Source organism: Rhizobium sp. NZLR8, assembly GCF_019685025.1.
Classification (GTDB): domain Bacteria; phylum Pseudomonadota; class Alphaproteobacteria; order Rhizobiales; family Rhizobiaceae; genus Rhizobium.
The window spans coordinates 228,007-244,767 of the sequence record NZ_JABDVY010000003.1; the positions used below are offsets into that span (position 1 = coordinate 228,007).

Annotated in this window: 21 protein-coding genes; 4 read left to right on the forward strand and 17 right to left on the reverse strand. The window is 61.0% G+C overall.

What is annotated here, in order from left to right; translation table 11 throughout:
- Positions 1-13: 13 nt before the first annotated feature.
- Positions 14-1,063, reverse strand: coding sequence for a DUF2336 domain-containing protein (locus HJB89_RS08590; protein WP_207583516.1), 1,050 nt, complete (start codon positions 1,061-1,063; stop codon positions 14-16).
- A gap of 248 nt (positions 1,064-1,311) precedes the next feature.
- Positions 1,312-1,518: a hypothetical protein gene (locus HJB89_RS08595; RefSeq protein WP_207583517.1), complete on the reverse strand. Its 207-nt coding sequence runs from the start codon at positions 1,516-1,518 to the stop codon at positions 1,312-1,314.
- A gap of 540 nt (positions 1,519-2,058) precedes the next feature.
- Here HJB89_RS08595 and HJB89_RS08600 point away from each other — a divergent pair.
- Entirely contained in the window at positions 2,059-2,226 is a 168-nt protein-coding gene (locus HJB89_RS08600; protein WP_207583518.1) for a hypothetical protein, read from the forward strand.
- 13 nt (positions 2,227-2,239) lie between these two features.
- On the opposite strand, the gene HJB89_RS08605 is transcribed toward HJB89_RS08600, so the two are convergent.
- From HJB89_RS08605 to HJB89_RS08615, 3 genes are all read right to left on the reverse strand, one after another.
- Complete coding sequence (locus HJB89_RS08605; protein WP_207583519.1) at positions 2,240-2,788, reverse strand: DUF1254 domain-containing protein; 549 nt, start codon at positions 2,786-2,788, stop codon at positions 2,240-2,242.
- Complete coding sequence (locus HJB89_RS08610) at positions 2,781-3,368, reverse strand: DUF1214 domain-containing protein (RefSeq protein WP_207583520.1); 588 nt, start codon at positions 3,366-3,368, stop codon at positions 2,781-2,783. Before HJB89_RS08610 ends, HJB89_RS08605 begins: the two co-directional genes overlap by 8 nt.
- 341 nt (positions 3,369-3,709) lie before the next feature.
- Complete coding sequence (locus HJB89_RS08615) at positions 3,710-5,884, reverse strand: transglycosylase domain-containing protein (protein ID WP_207583521.1); 2,175 nt, start codon at positions 5,882-5,884, stop codon at positions 3,710-3,712.
- Positions 5,885-6,101: 217 nt separating this feature from the next.
- Here HJB89_RS08615 and HJB89_RS08620 point away from each other — a divergent pair, with 217 nt between their 5' ends.
- Entirely contained in the window at positions 6,102-6,581 is a 480-nt protein-coding gene (locus tag HJB89_RS08620) for a YcgN family cysteine cluster protein (RefSeq protein ID WP_207583522.1), read from the forward strand.
- A gap of 108 nt (positions 6,582-6,689) precedes the next feature.
- Here the strand turns inward: HJB89_RS08620 and HJB89_RS08625 are convergent, their stop codons facing one another.
- Positions 6,690-7,253, reverse strand: a complete 564-nt coding sequence (locus HJB89_RS08625) for a TetR family transcriptional regulator (protein ID WP_221149590.1) — start codon at positions 7,251-7,253, stop codon at positions 6,690-6,692.
- 90 nt (positions 7,254-7,343) lie between these two features.
- Here HJB89_RS08625 and HJB89_RS08630 point away from each other — a divergent pair, with 90 nt between their 5' ends.
- Positions 7,344-8,258: an SDR family oxidoreductase gene (locus HJB89_RS08630; protein WP_221149592.1), complete on the forward strand. Its 915-nt coding sequence runs from the start codon at positions 7,344-7,346 to the stop codon at positions 8,256-8,258.
- 111 nt (positions 8,259-8,369) lie between these two features.
- On the opposite strand, the gene HJB89_RS08635 is transcribed toward HJB89_RS08630, so the two are convergent.
- The 5 genes from HJB89_RS08635 to HJB89_RS08655 form a co-directional block, all read right to left on the reverse strand.
- Positions 8,370-9,437: a fatty acid desaturase gene (locus HJB89_RS08635; RefSeq protein ID WP_246762734.1), complete on the reverse strand. Its 1,068-nt coding sequence runs from the start codon at positions 9,435-9,437 to the stop codon at positions 8,370-8,372.
- A 315-nt stretch (positions 9,438-9,752) separates the two neighbouring features.
- Positions 9,753-9,896 (reverse strand): hypothetical protein, encoded by a 144-nt coding sequence (locus HJB89_RS08640; protein ID WP_204330206.1) that lies wholly within the window; start codon positions 9,894-9,896, stop codon positions 9,753-9,755.
- A gap of 369 nt (positions 9,897-10,265) precedes the next feature.
- Entirely contained in the window at positions 10,266-10,544 is a 279-nt protein-coding gene (locus HJB89_RS33160) for a hypothetical protein (protein ID WP_311043800.1), read from the reverse strand.
- 144 nt (positions 10,545-10,688) lie between these two features.
- The gene (locus HJB89_RS08650; protein ID WP_207583526.1) at positions 10,689-11,066 is read right to left on the reverse strand and encodes a hypothetical protein; all 378 of its coding nucleotides are present in this window, start codon (positions 11,064-11,066) and stop codon (positions 10,689-10,691) included.
- Positions 11,067-11,160: 94 nt separating this feature from the next.
- Entirely contained in the window at positions 11,161-12,561 is a 1,401-nt protein-coding gene (locus HJB89_RS08655) for an MFS transporter (RefSeq protein WP_221115331.1), read from the reverse strand.
- 124 nt (positions 12,562-12,685) lie between these two features.
- On the opposite strand from HJB89_RS08655, the gene HJB89_RS08660 reads away from it, so the two are divergent.
- The gene (locus HJB89_RS08660; RefSeq protein ID WP_221149594.1) at positions 12,686-13,648 is read left to right on the forward strand and encodes a LysR family transcriptional regulator; all 963 of its coding nucleotides are present in this window, start codon (positions 12,686-12,688) and stop codon (positions 13,646-13,648) included.
- Positions 13,649-13,716: 68 nt separating this feature from the next.
- Here the strand turns inward: HJB89_RS08660 and HJB89_RS08665 are convergent, their stop codons facing one another.
- The 6 genes from HJB89_RS08665 to HJB89_RS08685 form a co-directional block, all read right to left on the reverse strand.
- Positions 13,717-14,097 (reverse strand): VOC family protein, encoded by a 381-nt coding sequence (locus HJB89_RS08665; RefSeq protein ID WP_207583529.1) that lies wholly within the window; start codon positions 14,095-14,097, stop codon positions 13,717-13,719.
- A 195-nt stretch (positions 14,098-14,292) separates the two neighbouring features.
- Entirely contained in the window at positions 14,293-15,135 is an 843-nt protein-coding gene (locus tag HJB89_RS08670) for a transglutaminase family protein (RefSeq protein ID WP_221149596.1), read from the reverse strand.
- Positions 15,129-15,410 carry a DUF1488 domain-containing protein gene (locus tag HJB89_RS08675; RefSeq protein ID WP_207583531.1) on the reverse strand — a complete coding sequence of 94 codons (282 nt, stop codon included), beginning with the start codon at positions 15,408-15,410 and terminating at the stop codon, positions 15,129-15,131. The genes HJB89_RS08670 and HJB89_RS08675 overlap by 7 nt, the downstream gene beginning before the upstream one ends.
- Positions 15,401-15,730, reverse strand: coding sequence for a hypothetical protein (locus HJB89_RS33580; protein WP_311043799.1), 330 nt, complete (start codon positions 15,728-15,730; stop codon positions 15,401-15,403). Before HJB89_RS33580 ends, HJB89_RS08675 begins: the two co-directional genes overlap by 10 nt.
- Positions 15,727-16,056, reverse strand: a complete 330-nt coding sequence (locus HJB89_RS08680) for a hypothetical protein (RefSeq protein ID WP_221149597.1) — start codon at positions 16,054-16,056, stop codon at positions 15,727-15,729. Before HJB89_RS08680 ends, HJB89_RS33580 begins: the two co-directional genes overlap by 4 nt.
- On the reverse strand, positions 16,053-16,316 hold the full coding sequence (locus tag HJB89_RS08685) for a hypothetical protein (RefSeq protein ID WP_221149599.1): 264 nt from the start codon (positions 16,314-16,316) through the stop codon (positions 16,053-16,055). The genes HJB89_RS08680 and HJB89_RS08685 overlap by 4 nt, the downstream gene beginning before the upstream one ends.
- Positions 16,317-16,761: the final 445 nt, after the last annotated feature.

Genomic DNA, 16,761 nt, shown 5'->3' on the forward strand with positions numbered 1-16,761 from the left:
CGAGGCTGTCAGCTCAGCGCGATCGCCGTCCGAGGACACGCAAGTCGCGTTGCGGCGGTGACTGTCGGATGAAGCGGTGGTTTTCCGTTTCCTGGAGCGCCGGCGCATTAGCCACTTCGGGCTTATAGGTGTAGCGATCGGCGCGGCGCCAGGCGTCCACACGTTCGTGGCATTCTTCTGGATCGAGCGCATCGAGCACCATCCAGCCGCGTGTGACGTTGTGCTGCTGTTCGGCAAGGTGTGGATAGAGCTTCTCGAGTACGAAGACGGCGTCCAGAAAGCCCATGCCGAGGCTCGTCAGCGTCGTCGCGAGCTGTTGGCCGGAAAGATCGAGCATGATGCGCTCGGCAAGCCAGCGGCTGGCCGACAGCGCATCGGCAAGCGCGGTTGCGAAATGCGTCGCCTCGCGCGAGCGGGCGAAGCGTACCAGCAAAGCCTCCTGAATATCGGTGAGCGTGCGCAGGCCGAGCCTGTCCTCGTCGGCCCGGCCGAGATGACCGGCAAGACCGAGGATACGCTCGCGCAGCGCCTCCTCATTGGCAATCCTCTGCCCCTGTAGCGCCTCCGCCTCAGTGGTCTCGGTCGGCGCCGGCGAAAGCGCAACCGTCTGCGCTTCTGTGATTGGCGCTGGCGCGGCCGCCGGCCGCGGTTGGCTCTGGCGCAGCGCCACCAGCGCATCGATGACCTTCGGCGAGAGTGAATCGCGGCTGACGATCGCCCTGACATGCGCTGCACCCTGCGTGCGCGCGATGGTAATCAGCGTGTCGTCGGCAATTGCCTTGGAGGCGGCAAGAAAAGGGGCTGCGATCTCGATCGGCTGGTTGCCGATGAACAGCGCCACGGCTGCCGGCATGTTTGCGCATTGGGAGAGCGCCGCGACCGCTTGGCGCTTGGCCTCATCGGAGGAGGCCTGGAATAGCGGCATGAAAAGCTCGGCGAATTGGCGCAGTTCGGACCGTGTCGGATGAGACAGGTTCTCAAAACTGCTGACAGTCGCCATCAATACCACGTCCTTTTTCCTGACGGCCAATGGGCCCTCTAGGTCTCGAAACCGGTCACGCACAAGAACACCCCGAAAACGCCGAACCAAGGGGAACCACGGGCCGATATGCGCTGGCGGAACGCATGTCGGACCACATGGGTTATGAACAAATCCTACACCGGTACGGTTAATGCATGCTGAAGATTTTATTAAAATTTGACGGAATTATACACGCGTGACGTGTCGCGACATCATCGGCCGGCAGTCCAACAATGCCGATTTGAAAAGGCGTTGCAGCGATTGCTCATCGCTGGTGACGGGGGGAAAGTTCAGGCGGCCCTGCGATCGCGTAGCGCGTGCAGCAGGGTTTCGCGGCTGTCGTGACCGGCCTGATAAAGGTCGAGGGCTGCGGATGCCGCAAACTGCGCCTCGACGCTCTTGACGTCGATGCGCCGTTCCGCGCACCAGGCATCGAGTGCACCGCGCAACACGTCGAGATCCTCAGGCGAGAAAGATGAATTCACCAGCAAAGACATCGCCGGCCCTCCGCATTCCGGCAAGAGCGCGCAATATCCGCGATCGACCGGTGCCCGGAAACGTGTGATCGACGATTGAACCATACGCGCATCCGAATCGGTCGCAATTAAATATTTTCATGAAGTATTTTTGCAACAGTATGCATTTCCGGCCGAGTAACCTGCCGGTGTTCATGCCAACCATATGAATTGTTTCTAATTTTATACATCGATGCCAAGCCGTGTCTCTGCGTGGGCGGGTGAAACCAAATCATCTCTTCGCGCGTTAGAGAGGAAGTAACGTGAACTGTGTTTGGCGTCCACCGAACATTAGTAAGCTGTTAACTGACATCTGTCTCAATTCGGCTAGGAACGACGCGATTTGAGTGTGTGGATCGTTGAAAGTCCTGATCACGGTATTTCAATCAGGTGCCGTGGGAAAGGCGCGAATGCCCTCGGTCCGGTCACTCCGGCACTGCAGGACGCGCTGGCTCGCACATTGGCGGGCAGGGTGAAATCCATCGCAAGTTCATCCGTCTCGGGCAGTGCATGGAGACGAGAATGGCAATAGTAGTCGCATTGGCGGATTGGCAGCCGCGGGCGCCGCGTCGCCCGGACAAACAACCCCGCGAAGCCAAGATCCTATGGTTCACCGGCGTCCGCTACGAGCGGCTGGCCGAGAGCCCCAGGCGCGTGCCGGCGCCCGCGCCGCGCGTCAACACGAAGTGACGCCTGCTCAACCTTAGCGGGCGATGAATTGCTCGCAGCCGGCTTCCGTCAGGAAGTTCCGCGCTGCCTCATCGAAACTTGCCTGCGGCGCCAGCGTCCGCAGCACGGCGTAGCCGTCCGGTCGGGCCATCTCCACCAGAATCGCCTGCTGCAATTCCTGCGGCAGGTTCTTGCGCAGGTCGGTCAGCTGGATCGGACCGCCTGCCAGCACATCGAGCGCGCCGCCGACAGAGGTCCTGTCGTTCATGCTGAAGACCTCGTTGGAGGCGCTGTCGTAGATCGCGATCGACCAGAAGGGCACATTGCCCTTGGCAGTGAAATGCACCGGCGCATCTTCGACGTCGAAGGAGCAGACGGCGGTGCGCACGAAGGGGTCGCCATTGGCAAGGCCTGCCTCGTCATATCGGCCGCCGAGCAGGGTGAAATTATTCAGGTCACCCTCCGCCTCTACACGGGTCGCCGCATCCTTGCCGGTGAAATGCGGCAGCGAAAGGATGATGACGAGGTGCAGCAGCGCGGCGCCGAAAAGGCCGGTCAGGATGGCGAAGAATATCCTAAGCATTGCCGCATCCGGTCTTGGTGAGCTTCGGCATGGCAAGGTCGATCACCCCGGAACTGCCGGCGGTCGGCGTGTCGAACAGCGTCAGCACAAGCCGGAAGGTGCCGGCCTCTGGCAAGGCCAGCCAGTTGCCCGGCTGCGCGACGGCTGAGATTTCGATCGAGAAGCTGCTGTCCGGCTGGCGCAGCACCGTCCAGGAATTGAGCGCTGCCGGATGTCCGGTCGTCACCGCCGCCGGATTGCCGCCATTGTCGGCGGTAAACAGGGTCCAGAGCCGGGCAGGCGGCGTCTGCCCGCTGATGCGGTAGCGGCAACCGGCATTCAGCCGCGCGCCATCATCGTCGACGCTCGCCGTAAAGGTCAGGCCTTCGGCGCTGCCATAAAGCAGTTTGCCGGCGCGCGCGCGGTGCGACTTGGCATAAGGATCGGCCTCGACCGTCTGCAACGCCGGAAAAGCCTCCCAGGCGCCGAGCTTGATCGCCCCGAAACCCTGTGTGGCATCCAGCGCATAAAGCGAAATCATGATCCCGCCGCCGAAGGCGACGATCAGCGTGACCAGGATGAAGAGGGGAAACCGAAACACGTCATGACCTTGGAAACCATATCAGATGAAAGGGTTACCACTGATTCTGGCGGGGTGGAATGCCACGAGACGACATGGATGCCGATCAGTCCGGTTAACGTCGAAAGCTGCCCCTCACCCTAACCCCGACGGGTGGGCCTTGGGAGATGTGTATATGCCCTAGCGTAAACGGGGCGAGGGGACGTGCCATGCGAGAGGCAGGCGAGAAACGGGGAGGGCGAGGCTATCTCCGTTCGCCCCGTTTGCGGGGAGAAGGTCCCGGCAGGCGGAGGAGGGGCCCGCCTCGCCGATCTCCTTGGCATTGTGCCGACACGAACAAAAGCGCCGCATCCACCCAGAATCTATTCCACACTCGCGACTTTCTGCGGCGCAAGCGGAACGGCATCCTTCAGCTTTTTGCCGAGATCTTTCAAGATATTCGTCGACTGAACCGAGAGCATGCGCGGCCGGATGAGCTGCGGCAATCCATCCTGCGGCTTGGCGGCGGCGGTCTTGGCGAGATCCTTTTCCGAGGGCAGGGGATTTTCGACCCCAGGTATGGCCCGCAGCGTCACACCCTGATGGGCGTAGTCCATGGCGCGCTTGAAGGTCATCGCCGGCAGCGAGCCGCCGGTCATGTTGTTGGTCGAGGTGTAGTCGTCATTGCCGAACCAGACGGCGCAGGTATAGTTGCCGGTGAACCCGACGAACCAGGCGTCGCGATAGGCCTGGGTCGTGCCGGTCTTGCCGGCTGTCAGAATGCCATTGTCGAGGGCTGCCTTGCGCGCCGTGCCGACATAGGGAACGCGCGACAGCATCTGGTTCATGTAGGCGTCGGCCTTTTCGGACAACACACGTTTGGCTGCCGGCTCGTCACGGTCGAAATCGTAGAGCACGTCGCCGTCATAATCGAGGACCTGGGTTATGCCGTGGCGACGCGACTGGTAGCCGCCGGCCGGGAAGGTGGCATAGGCCGTCGCCTGATCGAGCACCGTCACCTCGGATGTGCCGATCGGAATGGTGACGTCGTCGCGGATCGGCGTCTCGACGCCGAGGTTTTTCGCCATCGCCCGGATCGGCTGAATGCCGAGTTTTTCCTTGGCGAGCCGCACCGGCACGGTGTTGATCGACTGGGCGATCGCGGTCTCGAGCGTTATGCGGCCGGCATAGTGGTTGGCATAATTATGCGGGCTCCAATTGCCCCAGGAGATCGGCGCGTCGACGATGGTCGTTTGCGGCGTCATCCCGCTCTCCATCGCCACCGAATAGGTATAGACCTTGAAAGAGGAGCCCGGCTGGCGCAGCGCCCTGGTGGCGCGGTTGAACTGGCTCTCGCCGTAATCGCGGCCGCCGACCATGGCGCGCACGGCGCCGCCATTCTCGATCATCACCATGGCGCCCTGCTTGGCGTGATAGGCCTCGCCATATTCCCGCAGCGACGTTTCGACTGAATCCTCAGCCGCCTGCTGGATGCCCATGTCGATCGTCGTGCGCACGATCAGCGAATGCTGGTGGAAACGCGGCGAAAGCCGCTGCACCTCGTCGAAGGCCCAGTCTAGGAAGAAGTCGGGCGATTCCACCTCGTTGCGGTCGACGACGGTGGCCGGGTTGCGCCGGGCGGCAATCACCTGGCCCTCGGTCATCAGCCCGCTCTGCACGAGATTGGTCAGCACCTCGTTGGCGCGCGCACGCGCTGCCGGCAGGTTGACATGCGGGGCGTATTTCGCGGGCGCCTTGAACAGGCCGGCGAGCATGGCGGATTCGGCGAGGTTTACATCGGTGATATTCTTGCCGAAATAGAACTGTGCCGCCGCGGCTGCGCCAAACGTGCCGCCGCCCATATAGGCCCGGTCGAGATAGGTGGAGAGGATTTCCTTCTTGGAAAGGTTTGCCTCGAGCCAAAGTGCCAGGAATGCCTCGGTGACCTTGCGGTCGATCGAGCGTTCGTTGGAGAGGAACAGGTTCTTGGCCAACTGCTGGGTCAGCGTCGAGCCACCCTGCACGACTTCGCCGGCCTGGGCGTTGGTGACCATAGCGCGGAAGAGGCCGATGGCGTCGATGCCGAAATGGTCGAAGAAGCGCCGGTCTTCGGTGGCGAGCACGGACTTGATCAGGGAATCGGGCAGTTCATCGATCGGCACGGAATTTTGATGGATGACGCCGCGATGGCCGATGACGTAGCCGTAGCGGTCGGTGAAGGTGACGGCGAAATCGCCGCGGTTACGCCAGTCCTCCTTGGTCGCCTCGAAGGCGGGCTGGGCAAGCAGCAGCATCAGCACCGAGCCGGCGGCCCCGAGCGTCAGCCCTTCGCCGGCAAGTTCGAATACCATGCGCTTCCAGCCGCGCACGCGGAAGCGGCGGAAGAAGATGGTGATGTCTTCCCAGATCTCGGCGGCACGGAAGCCGGCGTTCCAGACGGTCGAATCGATCCACGAATCGATGCGCAGCAGAATGTGACGGCTCTTCGTCGGCCGCTTGTCCGCCGCTTTTTCTGGTTCATTTTCAGGCCCCTTTTCGGGGTTGTCCGGATCCTGCACGTCCCGTATTCCCGCCTGATCGCGCTTCGCTCATATCCGACCGTCGGAAAGCGACGAAAGCGCGAGGCCGCCATATGGCCGCAATGCTCTCCGATACCAGAAGAAAGTTCTCCGGTACCAGGAGCATGCTGAAGAATTGATTGATTTTGCGCCTGATAACAAGAGAGATAGATGGGGGTCACGTGAATTTGCGGGCCGCTGTTGCAAGAAACGAACGATGAACGATCTGCCCTTCTGGAAGAGCAAGACACTGGCCGAAATGACCGTCGCCGAATGGGAAAGTCTCTGCGACGGCTGCGGCCTTTGTTGTCTCAACAAGATCGAGGAATGGGATAGCGGCGATATCTATTTCACCTCGGTCAGCTGCAAGCTGCTCGACGGCCAAAGCTGTCGCTGCTCCAGCTACGAGAACCGCTGGGATTTCGTGCCGGATTGCGTGCAGCTGACCAAGGAGAATGTGCCCGATATCGCCTGGCTGCCGCCTACCTGCGGGTACCGGCTGGTCAACGAAGGCCGCGACCTCTACTGGTGGCATCCGCTCGTCTCCGGCGATCCGGAAACCGTTCATGCCGCCGGCATTTCCGCCCGAGGCCGCACGATCAACGAAAATGAGATCGATATCGACGATCTCGAAGACTACGTCGTCGACTGGCCGCTGACCGTGGGCGAAGAGAAGGATGAGGAAGAAGAAGCCTAGCTAGAGCAGGATGATTTTAGGCCCGCCTAAAATCTGAATCCTGTTCTCAATTAAAGAGTTAGAGCATGATGTCATAAGAAAACCGCTCACACTTTTCGGCATCATGCTCTAGATGCGGGCTACCGCCGCGAGGAAACGCCGCAGTTCTCTCTCCACATAAGCGTCCACCGGCCCGTCTGCGCCAAAACCCCACCAAGTGAGCGAGCCCTGCCATTGCGACAGCATCAGCCGGGCGATCGTCTCCGGCGCGGTTGCCGATCCGAAACAGCGAGCGACCGCCACCGTCAGCGCTTTTCCCCAGGTGGCCCCGCGGGCGCGCAGCACCGAATCACGAAAGTCTTCACGAAGCACCAGCAGTCCCTCGCCATAGGCGGCGGCATTGTCGCCGTAATCCAGCGACAGGCCGACAAGTAGGGCGATCGCGCCTTCCGGGGTTTTCGGCACGCTCTCGGCAAGCCGCGTCGTTTCCGCATCCAGCCCGTCCCAGGCGTATAGCAGCGCTGCACGCAGCATCGCCGCCTTCGTCGCAAACCGCTGCACCAGCGTCGAGCCGGAAAGGCCGCTGGCTTTGGCCACTGCAGCAAAAGTTGCCGCATCCGGCCCCTCGGCATGGATCAGCGCCAGCACCATGGCGAGAAGCTGTTCATCGGAAAGCGTGCGGCGGCGCGGCATGAAATTCCTCTTGCATTCGCTCTATTTATGAACGAACGTTCGTTTATATACAATCGGCTTTTTTTGAGTTCTAGCGTGGAGGATGGAGAAGTGACAGCGAACCTGCGGGAGAAAGTGGCTTTGGTGGCAGGCGCAACGCGCGGCGCCGGCCGCGGCATCGCGGTGGAACTCGGTGCTGTCGGCGCCACCGTCTACGTAACAGGACGCACGACGCGCACCCGGCAATCCGAATATGCGCGACCGGAGACGATCGAGGAGACGGCCGAACTGGTAACGGCTGCGGGCGGCAGGGGCATTGCCGTGCAGGTCGACCATCTCGTTGTGGCTGAGGTCGAGGCGCTGGTGGCCCGCATCCGGGCGGAGACCGGCAAGCTCGATATTCTCGTCAACGACATCTGGGGCGGCGAGAAGCTGTTCGAATGGGACAAGGCAGTCTGGGAGCATTCGCTGGACAACGGCCTGCGCATGCTGCGGCTCGGCATCGAAACACATCTGATCACCGCCCACTACGCCCTGCCGCTGATGATCGAACGGCCGGGTGGACTGCTGGTGGAGATGACCGATGGCACGGCCGAATACAACGCCAGCCATTACCGGCTGTCGCCCTTCTATGACCTCGTCAAAACGGGTGTCACTCGCATGGCCTGGGCGCATGCTCAGGATTTGGCAAAACGCGGCGCCACTGCAGTTTCAATCACGCCTGGCTGGCTGCGCTCCGAAATGATGCTGGATGCTTTTGGTGTTCGAGAGGAGAACTGGCGCGAGGCGACGAAGACGCAGCCGCATTTCGCCATTTCCGAAACCCCGCGCTTCGTCGGCCGCGCGGTGGCGGCCATCGCCGCCGATCCCGACCGCGCCCGCTGGAACGGCCAGTCGCTGTCGAGCGGTGGACTGGCCAAGGTCTACGGCTTCGATGACATCGACGGCTCGCGGCCGGATTGCTGGCGCTACATGGTGGAAGTGCAGGAGCCGGGCAAGCCGGCGGACGTGACCGGCTATCGCTAATGCATGTCATCAGGAAGTGTGCAGCAGTTCCGGAATAACGACCTGCCTAAAACAAAGGATCAAGCGCGTTGCATCAATCAAATTTGATGCAACGCGCTTTAAGGCCTCTGATTACCGCGCGGCTGCGAGCCGCGCCGCATCGCGAAACGACACCAGCCGTTTGGTCTGTTCGTCCCACAGCACAAGCTTGACGCAACGCAGGCTTTCCATGAGCGTGATCCGGCCGAGGTCGGCAAGCTCAGGATGGTCTCGCAGCACCTCCGGCAGCCGGTAATAGGGCACCCGGCTCGACAGATGATGCACGTGGTGGATGCCGATATTGCCGGTAATCCAGCGCAGCACCGGCGGCAGGTCGTAATGCGAGGCGCCGTGGAGGGCGGCATGCTGGAACTGCCAGTCCGGATCCTTCGACCAATGGGTTTCCTCGAATTGATGCTGGACGTAGAACAGCCAGACACCGGCAGCACCGGCCAGAAGGACGGTCGGCAGATGCACCAGGAGGAAGGGGACGATCCCGACGGCCCAGATCAGCAGCGCTGCGACCAGTGCGATGGCAAGATTGGTCGCCATGGTCGAGACCCAGGGCAGAGCGCCGGAGCGCATCATGCCGAAAGGCAGGCGCTGCTTGATGAGGAACAGCCATGCCGGCCCGATCCCGAACATCACGATCGGGTGCCGGTAAAGCCGATAGCCAAGACGGCCCCAGCGCGACAGCGCATTGTATTCGGCGATCGTCAGCGTTTCGATGTCGCCGACGCCGCGCTCGTCCAGGTTCCCGGCCGAGGCGTGGTGTTCCGCATGCGCCCGGCGCCAATAGTCGTAAGGCGTCAGCGTCAGGACGCCGATCGTGCGCCCAACCCAGTCGTCGACGCCGCGGCGCGCGAAAAACGAGCCATGGCCGCAATCATGCTGGATCATGAACAGCCGCAGCAGAAAAGCGGCGGCGGGAACGACCAGGATCAGGCCGGGCCAGAAGCTGTAATGAACCGAGGCCCATGCGGCAGCCCAAAACAGCGCGAAGGGGACGACGGTGACGGCAAGCTCGAAAGCGCTACGTCCGGCTCTCGGCTGGCGATATCCGGCAAGAATCTTCAACCAGCGCTTTTCAGCAAAAAGCTCGTTGTGGCCCGCGGAGGGTTCCAAGGTTGCGGCGGGTTCGGCCAAAGGGGCCACTTGCATTTCCTCGCTCTCGTTGCGGCGCGCGGATTCGATCACAGAATAGCGCCATGAAAGGCCGCGATACTCGAAAGGCCGAGTGCGATCACCACAGCCGAGCGAATGAGAAAGAGCGGATAGTCGAAACGGTACATTGTATGAAAAGAGGTCATGGCTGCAGCACTTCCCGTTTTTCTGAAAACATGTCAATGGCGATAATGTCACGCCGGCGCGCGGCGCGGCCGATAGAACGCGCCATCACCTTCAAATCACACATGATTTTGTGCGCAAATCGATCCTGATTTCCGCTGTATGTGCGTGGGGGCTCGATGAGAGCGTCTATTTCTTTGGAGCACTGCCCTGCGGGGCGGTCGTGGTCGCCGTCTTCATCTGGTTGGCGAATGTGCTTTCCGTCTTAGCCGCCTGCTTGTCCTTCTTCGGCTTCCGGACCTCACGATTGCTTCTTACCTGTCCTTTTGCCATGGATAAATCTCCCGTTTGATCGAAAACTGAAAGCCGCAGCCTGCGCGGTGTTCGCCCACTTGTCGGTCGCGACCGGAGATCGCGGGGTCGTCATGAGGGCGACCCGACAACGCCGGGCCGCAGGAATTGAATGAAATGATGCCTGCTGAAACCGCATCGAAGTCTGGAGGCGGATGACCTGAGAGGTCACCAAAAGCCAAACCCGACGTTGAGACGGGACGTCACCATGCTTCGCGATCAGGAAAATGGCGGGGCCGGAATCCGGTCACCGCAAATGCCACATCGGCCAGATCAGCGAGCCATCTTCTTACACTGAAATTACGGTGCCATTAAGGCCATTGCCGCAAGAAAGCCATATTTCCACAGGGCTTAATCATTGATGGGAAACAGGCGGATCAGCTTGGTTCTTTCCATTTCCGCTCGGCCTGATGCCGACATGATGCCACGGGCCAGGCAAAGGTCTCTATCCCGCCCGATATCGACAGGTACTTGCATGCCGCCGGCCTTGAGCAGGCGGTCGGTCATCGACAAAAGCAGGTCCAGCCGCGCCTGGCAACCGTCCGCTTCGAGGAGCGCCACCCGGCGCTCCCTGTCAATCTCTGCAAGTTCCTCGGCATGCTGTCGTTGTTGGTAAGCCCCGAACTGCACTCATCCAAAATAACCGGCCGCTACGACGCAGATACAGAGCAACAGGGTTTTTCGCACAATAATCCTTCGGAGCCGGGCAGCTCGGTTATGCGCAGTTTCAAAGTGATAGAGCGTCCTTGGAGCGTCTGAAAGACGCGCGGGGCATTAGACGGCGGCACGTTTTTCGCGGGGCAATCCCTGTATCGCATATCGGTTACAGACCGGGACGACCGGTTTCGGCGGTGCCTTCGGCTTGCCGAAATGGTATTCGAGCGCCCGTGAGAGCATGGCCGGCGAGGTGACACCCTCCTCGAACAATCTGATCAAAAGCACGGCGGCGACGTTGAAGACCCGTTGGTCCTCGATCAGGATTCTGGCGTCATAACCGGCGTCGTCGAGCACGCCCTGAAGCATGTCGAGATCGGACGAGGTCAGATGTGACTTTTCGGAAGTGGAAGACATAGGTCCTCCTTTCATCGGGGCGAAGGTATGAAAACCCTCAGTCGGCAGCGCCCGTACAATGGCTGCCGAAGGCGAGACCATGCGCCTTTCGCCGGAGCAAGGCAACGGGATTCTGCTGCTAATATTCGCTTTGTCTTATGAAGAGCCCGCACCGATCAGGGTGCGGGCGCAACGGTCATTCCGCCGCCTGATAGGCCGACGTCCGGGCGGCCGATGTCCGCGGACCGGCGGCTGCAAGCAGGGTAATCGCGACCGCGAGCAGCGCGACGAAGGCGATGCCGGCGACATAAGGATCCCAGCCGAAATGCGGTGCGGCACCGAACACTGCCGAGGCGGCTGCGAGCACGATGCCGCCGCCGATCTGGAAAGAAGCGAAGAGCAGTCCAGAGGCAAGCCCCGACTTGTCATCCTCCACGTCGGAAAGGGCTGCGACCTGCACTGAAGGGTAGGTCAGGGCGTAACCGAGGCCGAGCGGGATTTGTGAGAACAGCACAAGCAGGATCGGGTCGACATGTCCGAGTGCGGTTACCCACAAAATATAGCTGAAGGCCTGCAGGCCGACACCCGCCGCCATCAGGCCGGTGGCGCCGCGATTTTGCGCGAGTGTCGCAAAACGTGGCGCCAGGAACATCACGAAGACGCCGCCAAGCGCAAAGCAGAAGCCGGTGGTGAAGGCCGACCAGCCGATGACGTTCTGGTAATAGAGCGTCGCCAGGAACTGGAAGCCGACATAGGACCCCTGGAAGAGGGCGGCGATCGCATTGGCATGCCGGAGTTTCGCCCGGCGGAACATGCCAAGCGGCACCATCGGATCGGCATGGCGCGCTTCGACCAGCAGGAAGAGCAGGATCAGCGCCAGCGACGCGACGAGCGAACCCCAGGTCGCAAAAGCCTGCCAGCCGGCGGCAGCGGCATTGGTGATGCCGAAGACGAAGAGCAACAGGCCGGGGGTGATCGTCAGCGCGCCGGCCCAGTCGAAGGCGGGCCGCGGTCCCGTTCTTTTCGGGTCGGCCGGCAGCGCCAGCGGCGCAAGAAAGAGCGTCAGGATGGCAACCGGCGCGCCCATGACGAGCGTCGCCCGCCAACTGAAGATCGTCGCCGCACCGCCGAGGACCATGCCGAGCACGAAGCCGGTGGCGCCGGTGGAGGCGAAGACCCCAAGCGCTTTTGCCCGCGCCTTCCCCTCGCCGAAGACGGAGAGCAGCAGCGCAAGGGCGGCAGGCGCGGTGAAGGCGGCGGCAATGCCCTTGATCAATCGGGCACCAATCAGCGTCGGCCCGCTGTCGACAAAGCCGCCGGCGATGCTGGCGGCGGCAAAAATCGCCAGCGACCACAGGAAGACGCGGCGGTGGCCGAAGACGTCGGCAACCCGGCCGCCGAGCAGTAGAAAGCCGCCATAGCCGAGCACATACGCGCTGACGGCCCATTGCAGCGATGTCGCCTCCATGCCGAGTTCGGCCTGGATGGCGGGCAGCGCGACACCGATGGTGGAGACGTCCATGGCGTCGAGAAAGTTGGCGGCACAGAGCAGCAGCAATGCCAGCCCCGCTCCGCCTTTCGATTTGGAAAGTGTCATCGAAATCGTTCCTTCTTTGCTGCCGCCTCGTCGAGGGAGGTTGCGCGGACGGCAGGGAACGAGAAAATGTACAGCTTCCTAACCTATTGCAAATTGATAGTAGCCATGCCAGGTATTACTCACGATGATGAATGATGCTACGCTTCGAAAAATCGATCTGAACCTTTTGCTGGCCTTTTCGGTGCTGATGCAGGAGCGCAATGTCAGCCGCGCCGCCGAGCGCCTGCTGCTTGGCCAGCCAGGCCTGTCGGCCGCTTTGCGGCGCCTGCGCGAGGCGCTGGATGACGAACTCTTCGTGCGTGTCGGCCGCGGTCTGCAGCCGACACCGCGCGCCCTTTCCATTGCCCCGGCGATCGAGGATGCGCTATCGGGCATCGAACGCGCCATCCGCCCGCAGGCCGAGTTTGATCCGGCAAGCTGGCAGGGCGAGTTCCGCATCGGCATGTGCGACAATCTCGAATCAGCTTTCTTCGGCCCGCTTGCCGCCCGTCTTCTCCAGCTTTCGCCGGGCGCCCGGCTGATCGGCATCGCGTCCGAAAAGCGCGATGCCGCCCGCCGGTTGGACGAGGGGGTCTTCGACTTCAGCGTTTCCGTGCATGACGAACCGGCCTCCTGGCACATCCGCGCGCCGCTGTTCGACCAGGCCTCGATCTGCATTTACGATGACGCTCAACTCCGACTGGAGGCGCCGCTGAGCCTTGAGGATTTCGCCACTGTCGCCCATCTCACCGTCTCGTTCGAAGGCAATGCCTCGACCAGCATCGACACCGCACTGAGCCGCACCGGCCATGTCAGGCGTGTGGTGGCGACGGTGCCGCGCTTTTCCGCCCTGCCGACGGCGTTGCGGGCGATGCCCGCCATCGCCATCGTGCCGGAATCGATCGGTCGCTGCATGGCGCAACTGCATGGGCTGACCATCTCAGCGCCGCCGCTTTCGCTGCCGGCCGATCCGGTGACCATGCTCTACCGCCGGGTCGACCAGGCCGACGGCCGGGCGCGCTGGTTCCGCCGCCTGTTCCTCGACGTCGCCGGCGAGGCGCTCGTAGCCTCCGGCTGCCGCGTCTCGATCATCAGAGCGGCGGCCTAAGCAATTCCAGGAAAAGTGCGAAGCGGTTTTCCGTCTGGAATTGCGTAAAAATAAAATGCTGATCCCTATTATAGCTCGCCTTTGTGGAAATAGGCTTCGAGGCGGTAGCCATCCGGGTCGATGATGAACGCGGCGTAATAAAAGCGTCCATAATCCGGCCGGATACCCGGTTCGCCATTGTCGGTGCCGCCGGATGCGACTGCGGCCGCGTAAAAGGCATCGACCGCCGCCTCGTTCGGCGCGACGAAGCAGAAATGCAGCCCGGATCGCATATCGGCAACAACCGGTTGCTCGACCTGCATCACCCAGAGCCCGACCTGTTCCGGGCCGTAGCCGATCATCTTGTCGGAATTGGATAGGCGCTCATATCCGAGCGGCGCCAGTGCCGCATCATAGAAACGGCGGGCTCTTTCCAGGTCTTTTACGCCGATGGAGATATGATCGAACATGGACTGCGAACCCCCTATCTTCTGCTAATCCCCAAAGGACTGCTCACACCCAAGATGGCTCGACGCTAAAATCTTTCAACCGCTGTCTCAAAGCATGTCGCGCAAAACTGCGCTTGCGGTCGACCATTCCGGCCGCGCCTTCCGCCTGCGGCAAAGCCTGTGGCTGGACATTGCCGCATCCGCCCAGGTCTCGTTCTAAACGGCGCCCTCAGCGACGCTTTGCATGTGCTGCAGGTTCGTCACCTCATAGGTCCAGACTCGAAACGCCTTCAGCACATGCGGTCCGAAGGAATTGATGAGCGGTATGTCGGCGGCGTCGCGCCCGCGCGCGACGATGATACGACCGATCCGCGGCGTGTTGTTGCGCGGATCAAATGTATGCCATGCGCCATCAAGGAAGACCTCGATCCAGGCGCTGAAGTCCATCGGATCGACGACGGGAATACCGATGTCGCCGAGATGGCCATTGATATATCGCGCAGGAATGTTGAGGCAACGGCACAACGCCACCGCGAGATGCGCAAAGTCGCGACAGACGCCGACACGTTCGTGGAACGCCTCGAAGGCTGTCCGCGTCGATCGCGCCCGCATGTAGTCGAATTGGATATAGCCGTGAACGAAGTCGCAGATCGCCTGAACGCGGCCCCAGCCGGATGAGACGGTGCCGAACATATCCCACGCGATTTGACTGAGACGATCCGTCTCGCAATAGCGGCTGCCCATCAGGTAGACGAGGCAATCATCCGGCAACTCCGAAACCGGGATTTCCCTGGCGCCTAGCAGCGACCTGTCCGGTTTGCCGTCGTCTTCGATCGTCGCATCGCCCCATATGGTCAGGTCGCCCGCTGGGGCAACCAGCCGAAGACAGCGGTTGCCGAAGAGGTCGCGATAAGTCGAAGTGGCAACATCGGGCGTGGTGAATACCGTTTCCGGAATTCTGATGTCGGCCGCACGATCCTCATGAACCGACAACAGACACACCAATGCGGTCGGCTGCGGGCAGGTCAGCGTCATTTCATAGCCGTAACGGATCAACATGGAACGTTCTCCGCCGCAGTTGGAGTGTAGAAGGCGCGGCGGCGGCAGGAATAGGCTTTGTGTGCCACGTGCTGAATCGAGTTGCGCAGGGCGTCGAAAGACGAAAGCCACCTCGTTTCCGAAGGCTCGGTTCTTTGCAATGCAGCGTCGGATTTCGCCAGCGCGCCAGCCTCGATGAAGAACAATACCTGGAACATGCCGTCATGGCCGACAAAGCGCACAGCATTTCTCACCGAATCGAAGCTGCGGCTTTGGCTCAGAAAAGCTAGCGCCATGGTTGAACCGGCGGGATCTCACAAGCACTCCGGGCGGCGTCCGACAGCCTCAGCCATTCCTTCCGATATCCTATGCTGAGAAGATTGAAGGACATCATGTCTCTCCTGGCCTCCGAACGGCTCTTGCCGATCATGACATGGTCGGCGTGCACTGGAACGCTCGCAGAGACACGATAGACGGTCCACGAACGGGCGGATTCGATCCGGCGGTCGTGTTCGATCTCCATGGAGTAGCGGCCGTGCGCACCACATTTGCTTTCCCATGTGCAGACGGCAAAGGCATTCCGTCTTCGTTCGGCTTCGTCTTCATGGCTGTTCACGATGTCAACCTTTCGTCATTCGGGCCATTGCCAAACGTCCTCTCGATCAGTGTTGCGCCGCTGCCGGCGGGCGATAGGTTTACCGGTTCCAGGCTATCTTCCGTCGCGACCCGCTCATGACGTTCATCGTCACTGCGGATGCGGTATTGCAGCACATTTCCTCTCAGAGGCAGCGTGGCGGTAATGCGGTATGTGTCGGGGAGCTTGGAGGGGACTCCTAAGAACCTGGCCTTCAACCGGACAGGCTGCCCCACCTTGAAGATATGTGTTGCTTCCTCGCGTCGGATTGAGCGTCCATTGCGTTGCGGGATGCGGGTAGCGGTCATGACGGTTTGTGGTCCTTTTCGAGTGCGCTTTCGAGATCTGACAGGTGGATTGGCACCATCTGCTGCGTCGAACTCTGCCCGGCGATCGCCGGCAGGTGGATAAAGGCGCCGACCCGTCGCCAGGCAAGCCTGGAAACGCTATCGATCAATTCCTCATCATGATCGACGCGGTATTCTCCAGCTGGCTGCGCCCCGTCGAAACCGGGCAGGCGGAATGGAGACGAAAAGCGGACGACCGTTTGTGTGGTGCGACTTGTCACGGCTGAGGCCTCCGCAGGAATACATCGATGCGTTTCCTGTATCGTTGGGATCCGAACCGGACGACCTCGAGGCTGCCGGTACATCCGCGGTCAGCGCCGAGCTCATTCCGGATCGGAATAGGCGAAATCAACGCCGGAACGACGTATAGATCGCATCGAGAATTCAGTGGTGATGGCGGGTCGTAGGTCTCTGACACCGCGAAGCCAAATCGGCCAAATCGACGAGGCCAATCATTGCGCCTCGATTGAGTTTAAATCAAGATAAATTCAGAATTATCTATGAAAAACGCTAAATTAACTCTTCGCTCACCCAGATAAATGGAGCGCGATGGCTTGAAAAATTCTATCCATTTCCTGATTATTACAAAATATCCCGTCGGATTGATTTCATGAATTTTTCAAAAAATTTCCCGCGCGAACATTATTTCTTGGCACTCCTATCAAT

Excerpts from the sequence above, each read along its gene's own strand:
- HJB89_RS08640 (WP_204330206.1), bottom strand. The coding sequence starts at position 9,896 with ATGGCAAAAGGACAGGTAAGAAGCAATCGTGAGGTCCGGAAGCCGAAG.
- HJB89_RS08625 (WP_221149590.1), bottom strand. The coding sequence starts at position 7,253 with ATGCCGCGCCGCCGCACGCTTTCCGATGAACAGCTTCTCGCCATGGTG.
- HJB89_RS08600 (WP_207583518.1), top strand. The coding sequence starts at position 2,059 with ATGGCAATAGTAGTCGCATTGGCGGATTGGCAGCCGCGGGCGCCGCGT.
- HJB89_RS08635 (WP_246762734.1), bottom strand. The coding sequence starts at position 9,437 with ATGCAAGTGGCCCCTTTGGCCGAACCCGCCGCAACCTTGGAACCCTCC.
- HJB89_RS08655 (WP_221115331.1), bottom strand. The coding sequence starts at position 12,561 with ATGACACTTTCCAAATCGAAAGGCGGAGCGGGGCTGGCATTGCTGCTG.
- HJB89_RS08675 (WP_207583531.1), bottom strand. The coding sequence starts at position 15,410 with ATGGCGCTAGCTTTTCTGAGCCAAAGCCGCAGCTTCGATTCGGTGAGA.
- HJB89_RS08680 (WP_221149597.1), bottom strand. The coding sequence starts at position 16,056 with ATGACCGCTACCCGCATCCCGCAACGCAATGGACGCTCAATCCGACGC.
- HJB89_RS08660 (WP_221149594.1), top strand. The coding sequence starts at position 12,686 with ATGATGAATGATGCTACGCTTCGAAAAATCGATCTGAACCTTTTGCTG.
- HJB89_RS08670 (WP_221149596.1), bottom strand. The coding sequence starts at position 15,135 with ATGTTGATCCGTTACGGCTATGAAATGACGCTGACCTGCCCGCAGCCG.
- HJB89_RS08665 (WP_207583529.1), bottom strand. The coding sequence starts at position 14,097 with ATGTTCGATCATATCTCCATCGGCGTAAAAGACCTGGAAAGAGCCCGC.
- HJB89_RS08605 (WP_207583519.1), bottom strand. The coding sequence starts at position 2,788 with ATGCTTAGGATATTCTTCGCCATCCTGACCGGCCTTTTCGGCGCCGCG.
- HJB89_RS08650 (WP_207583526.1), bottom strand. The coding sequence starts at position 11,066 with ATGGTCTCGCCTTCGGCAGCCATTGTACGGGCGCTGCCGACTGAGGGT.
- HJB89_RS08620 (WP_207583522.1), top strand. The coding sequence starts at position 6,102 with ATGAACGATCTGCCCTTCTGGAAGAGCAAGACACTGGCCGAAATGACC.
- HJB89_RS08595 (WP_207583517.1), bottom strand. The coding sequence starts at position 1,518 with ATGTCTTTGCTGGTGAATTCATCTTTCTCGCCTGAGGATCTCGACGTG.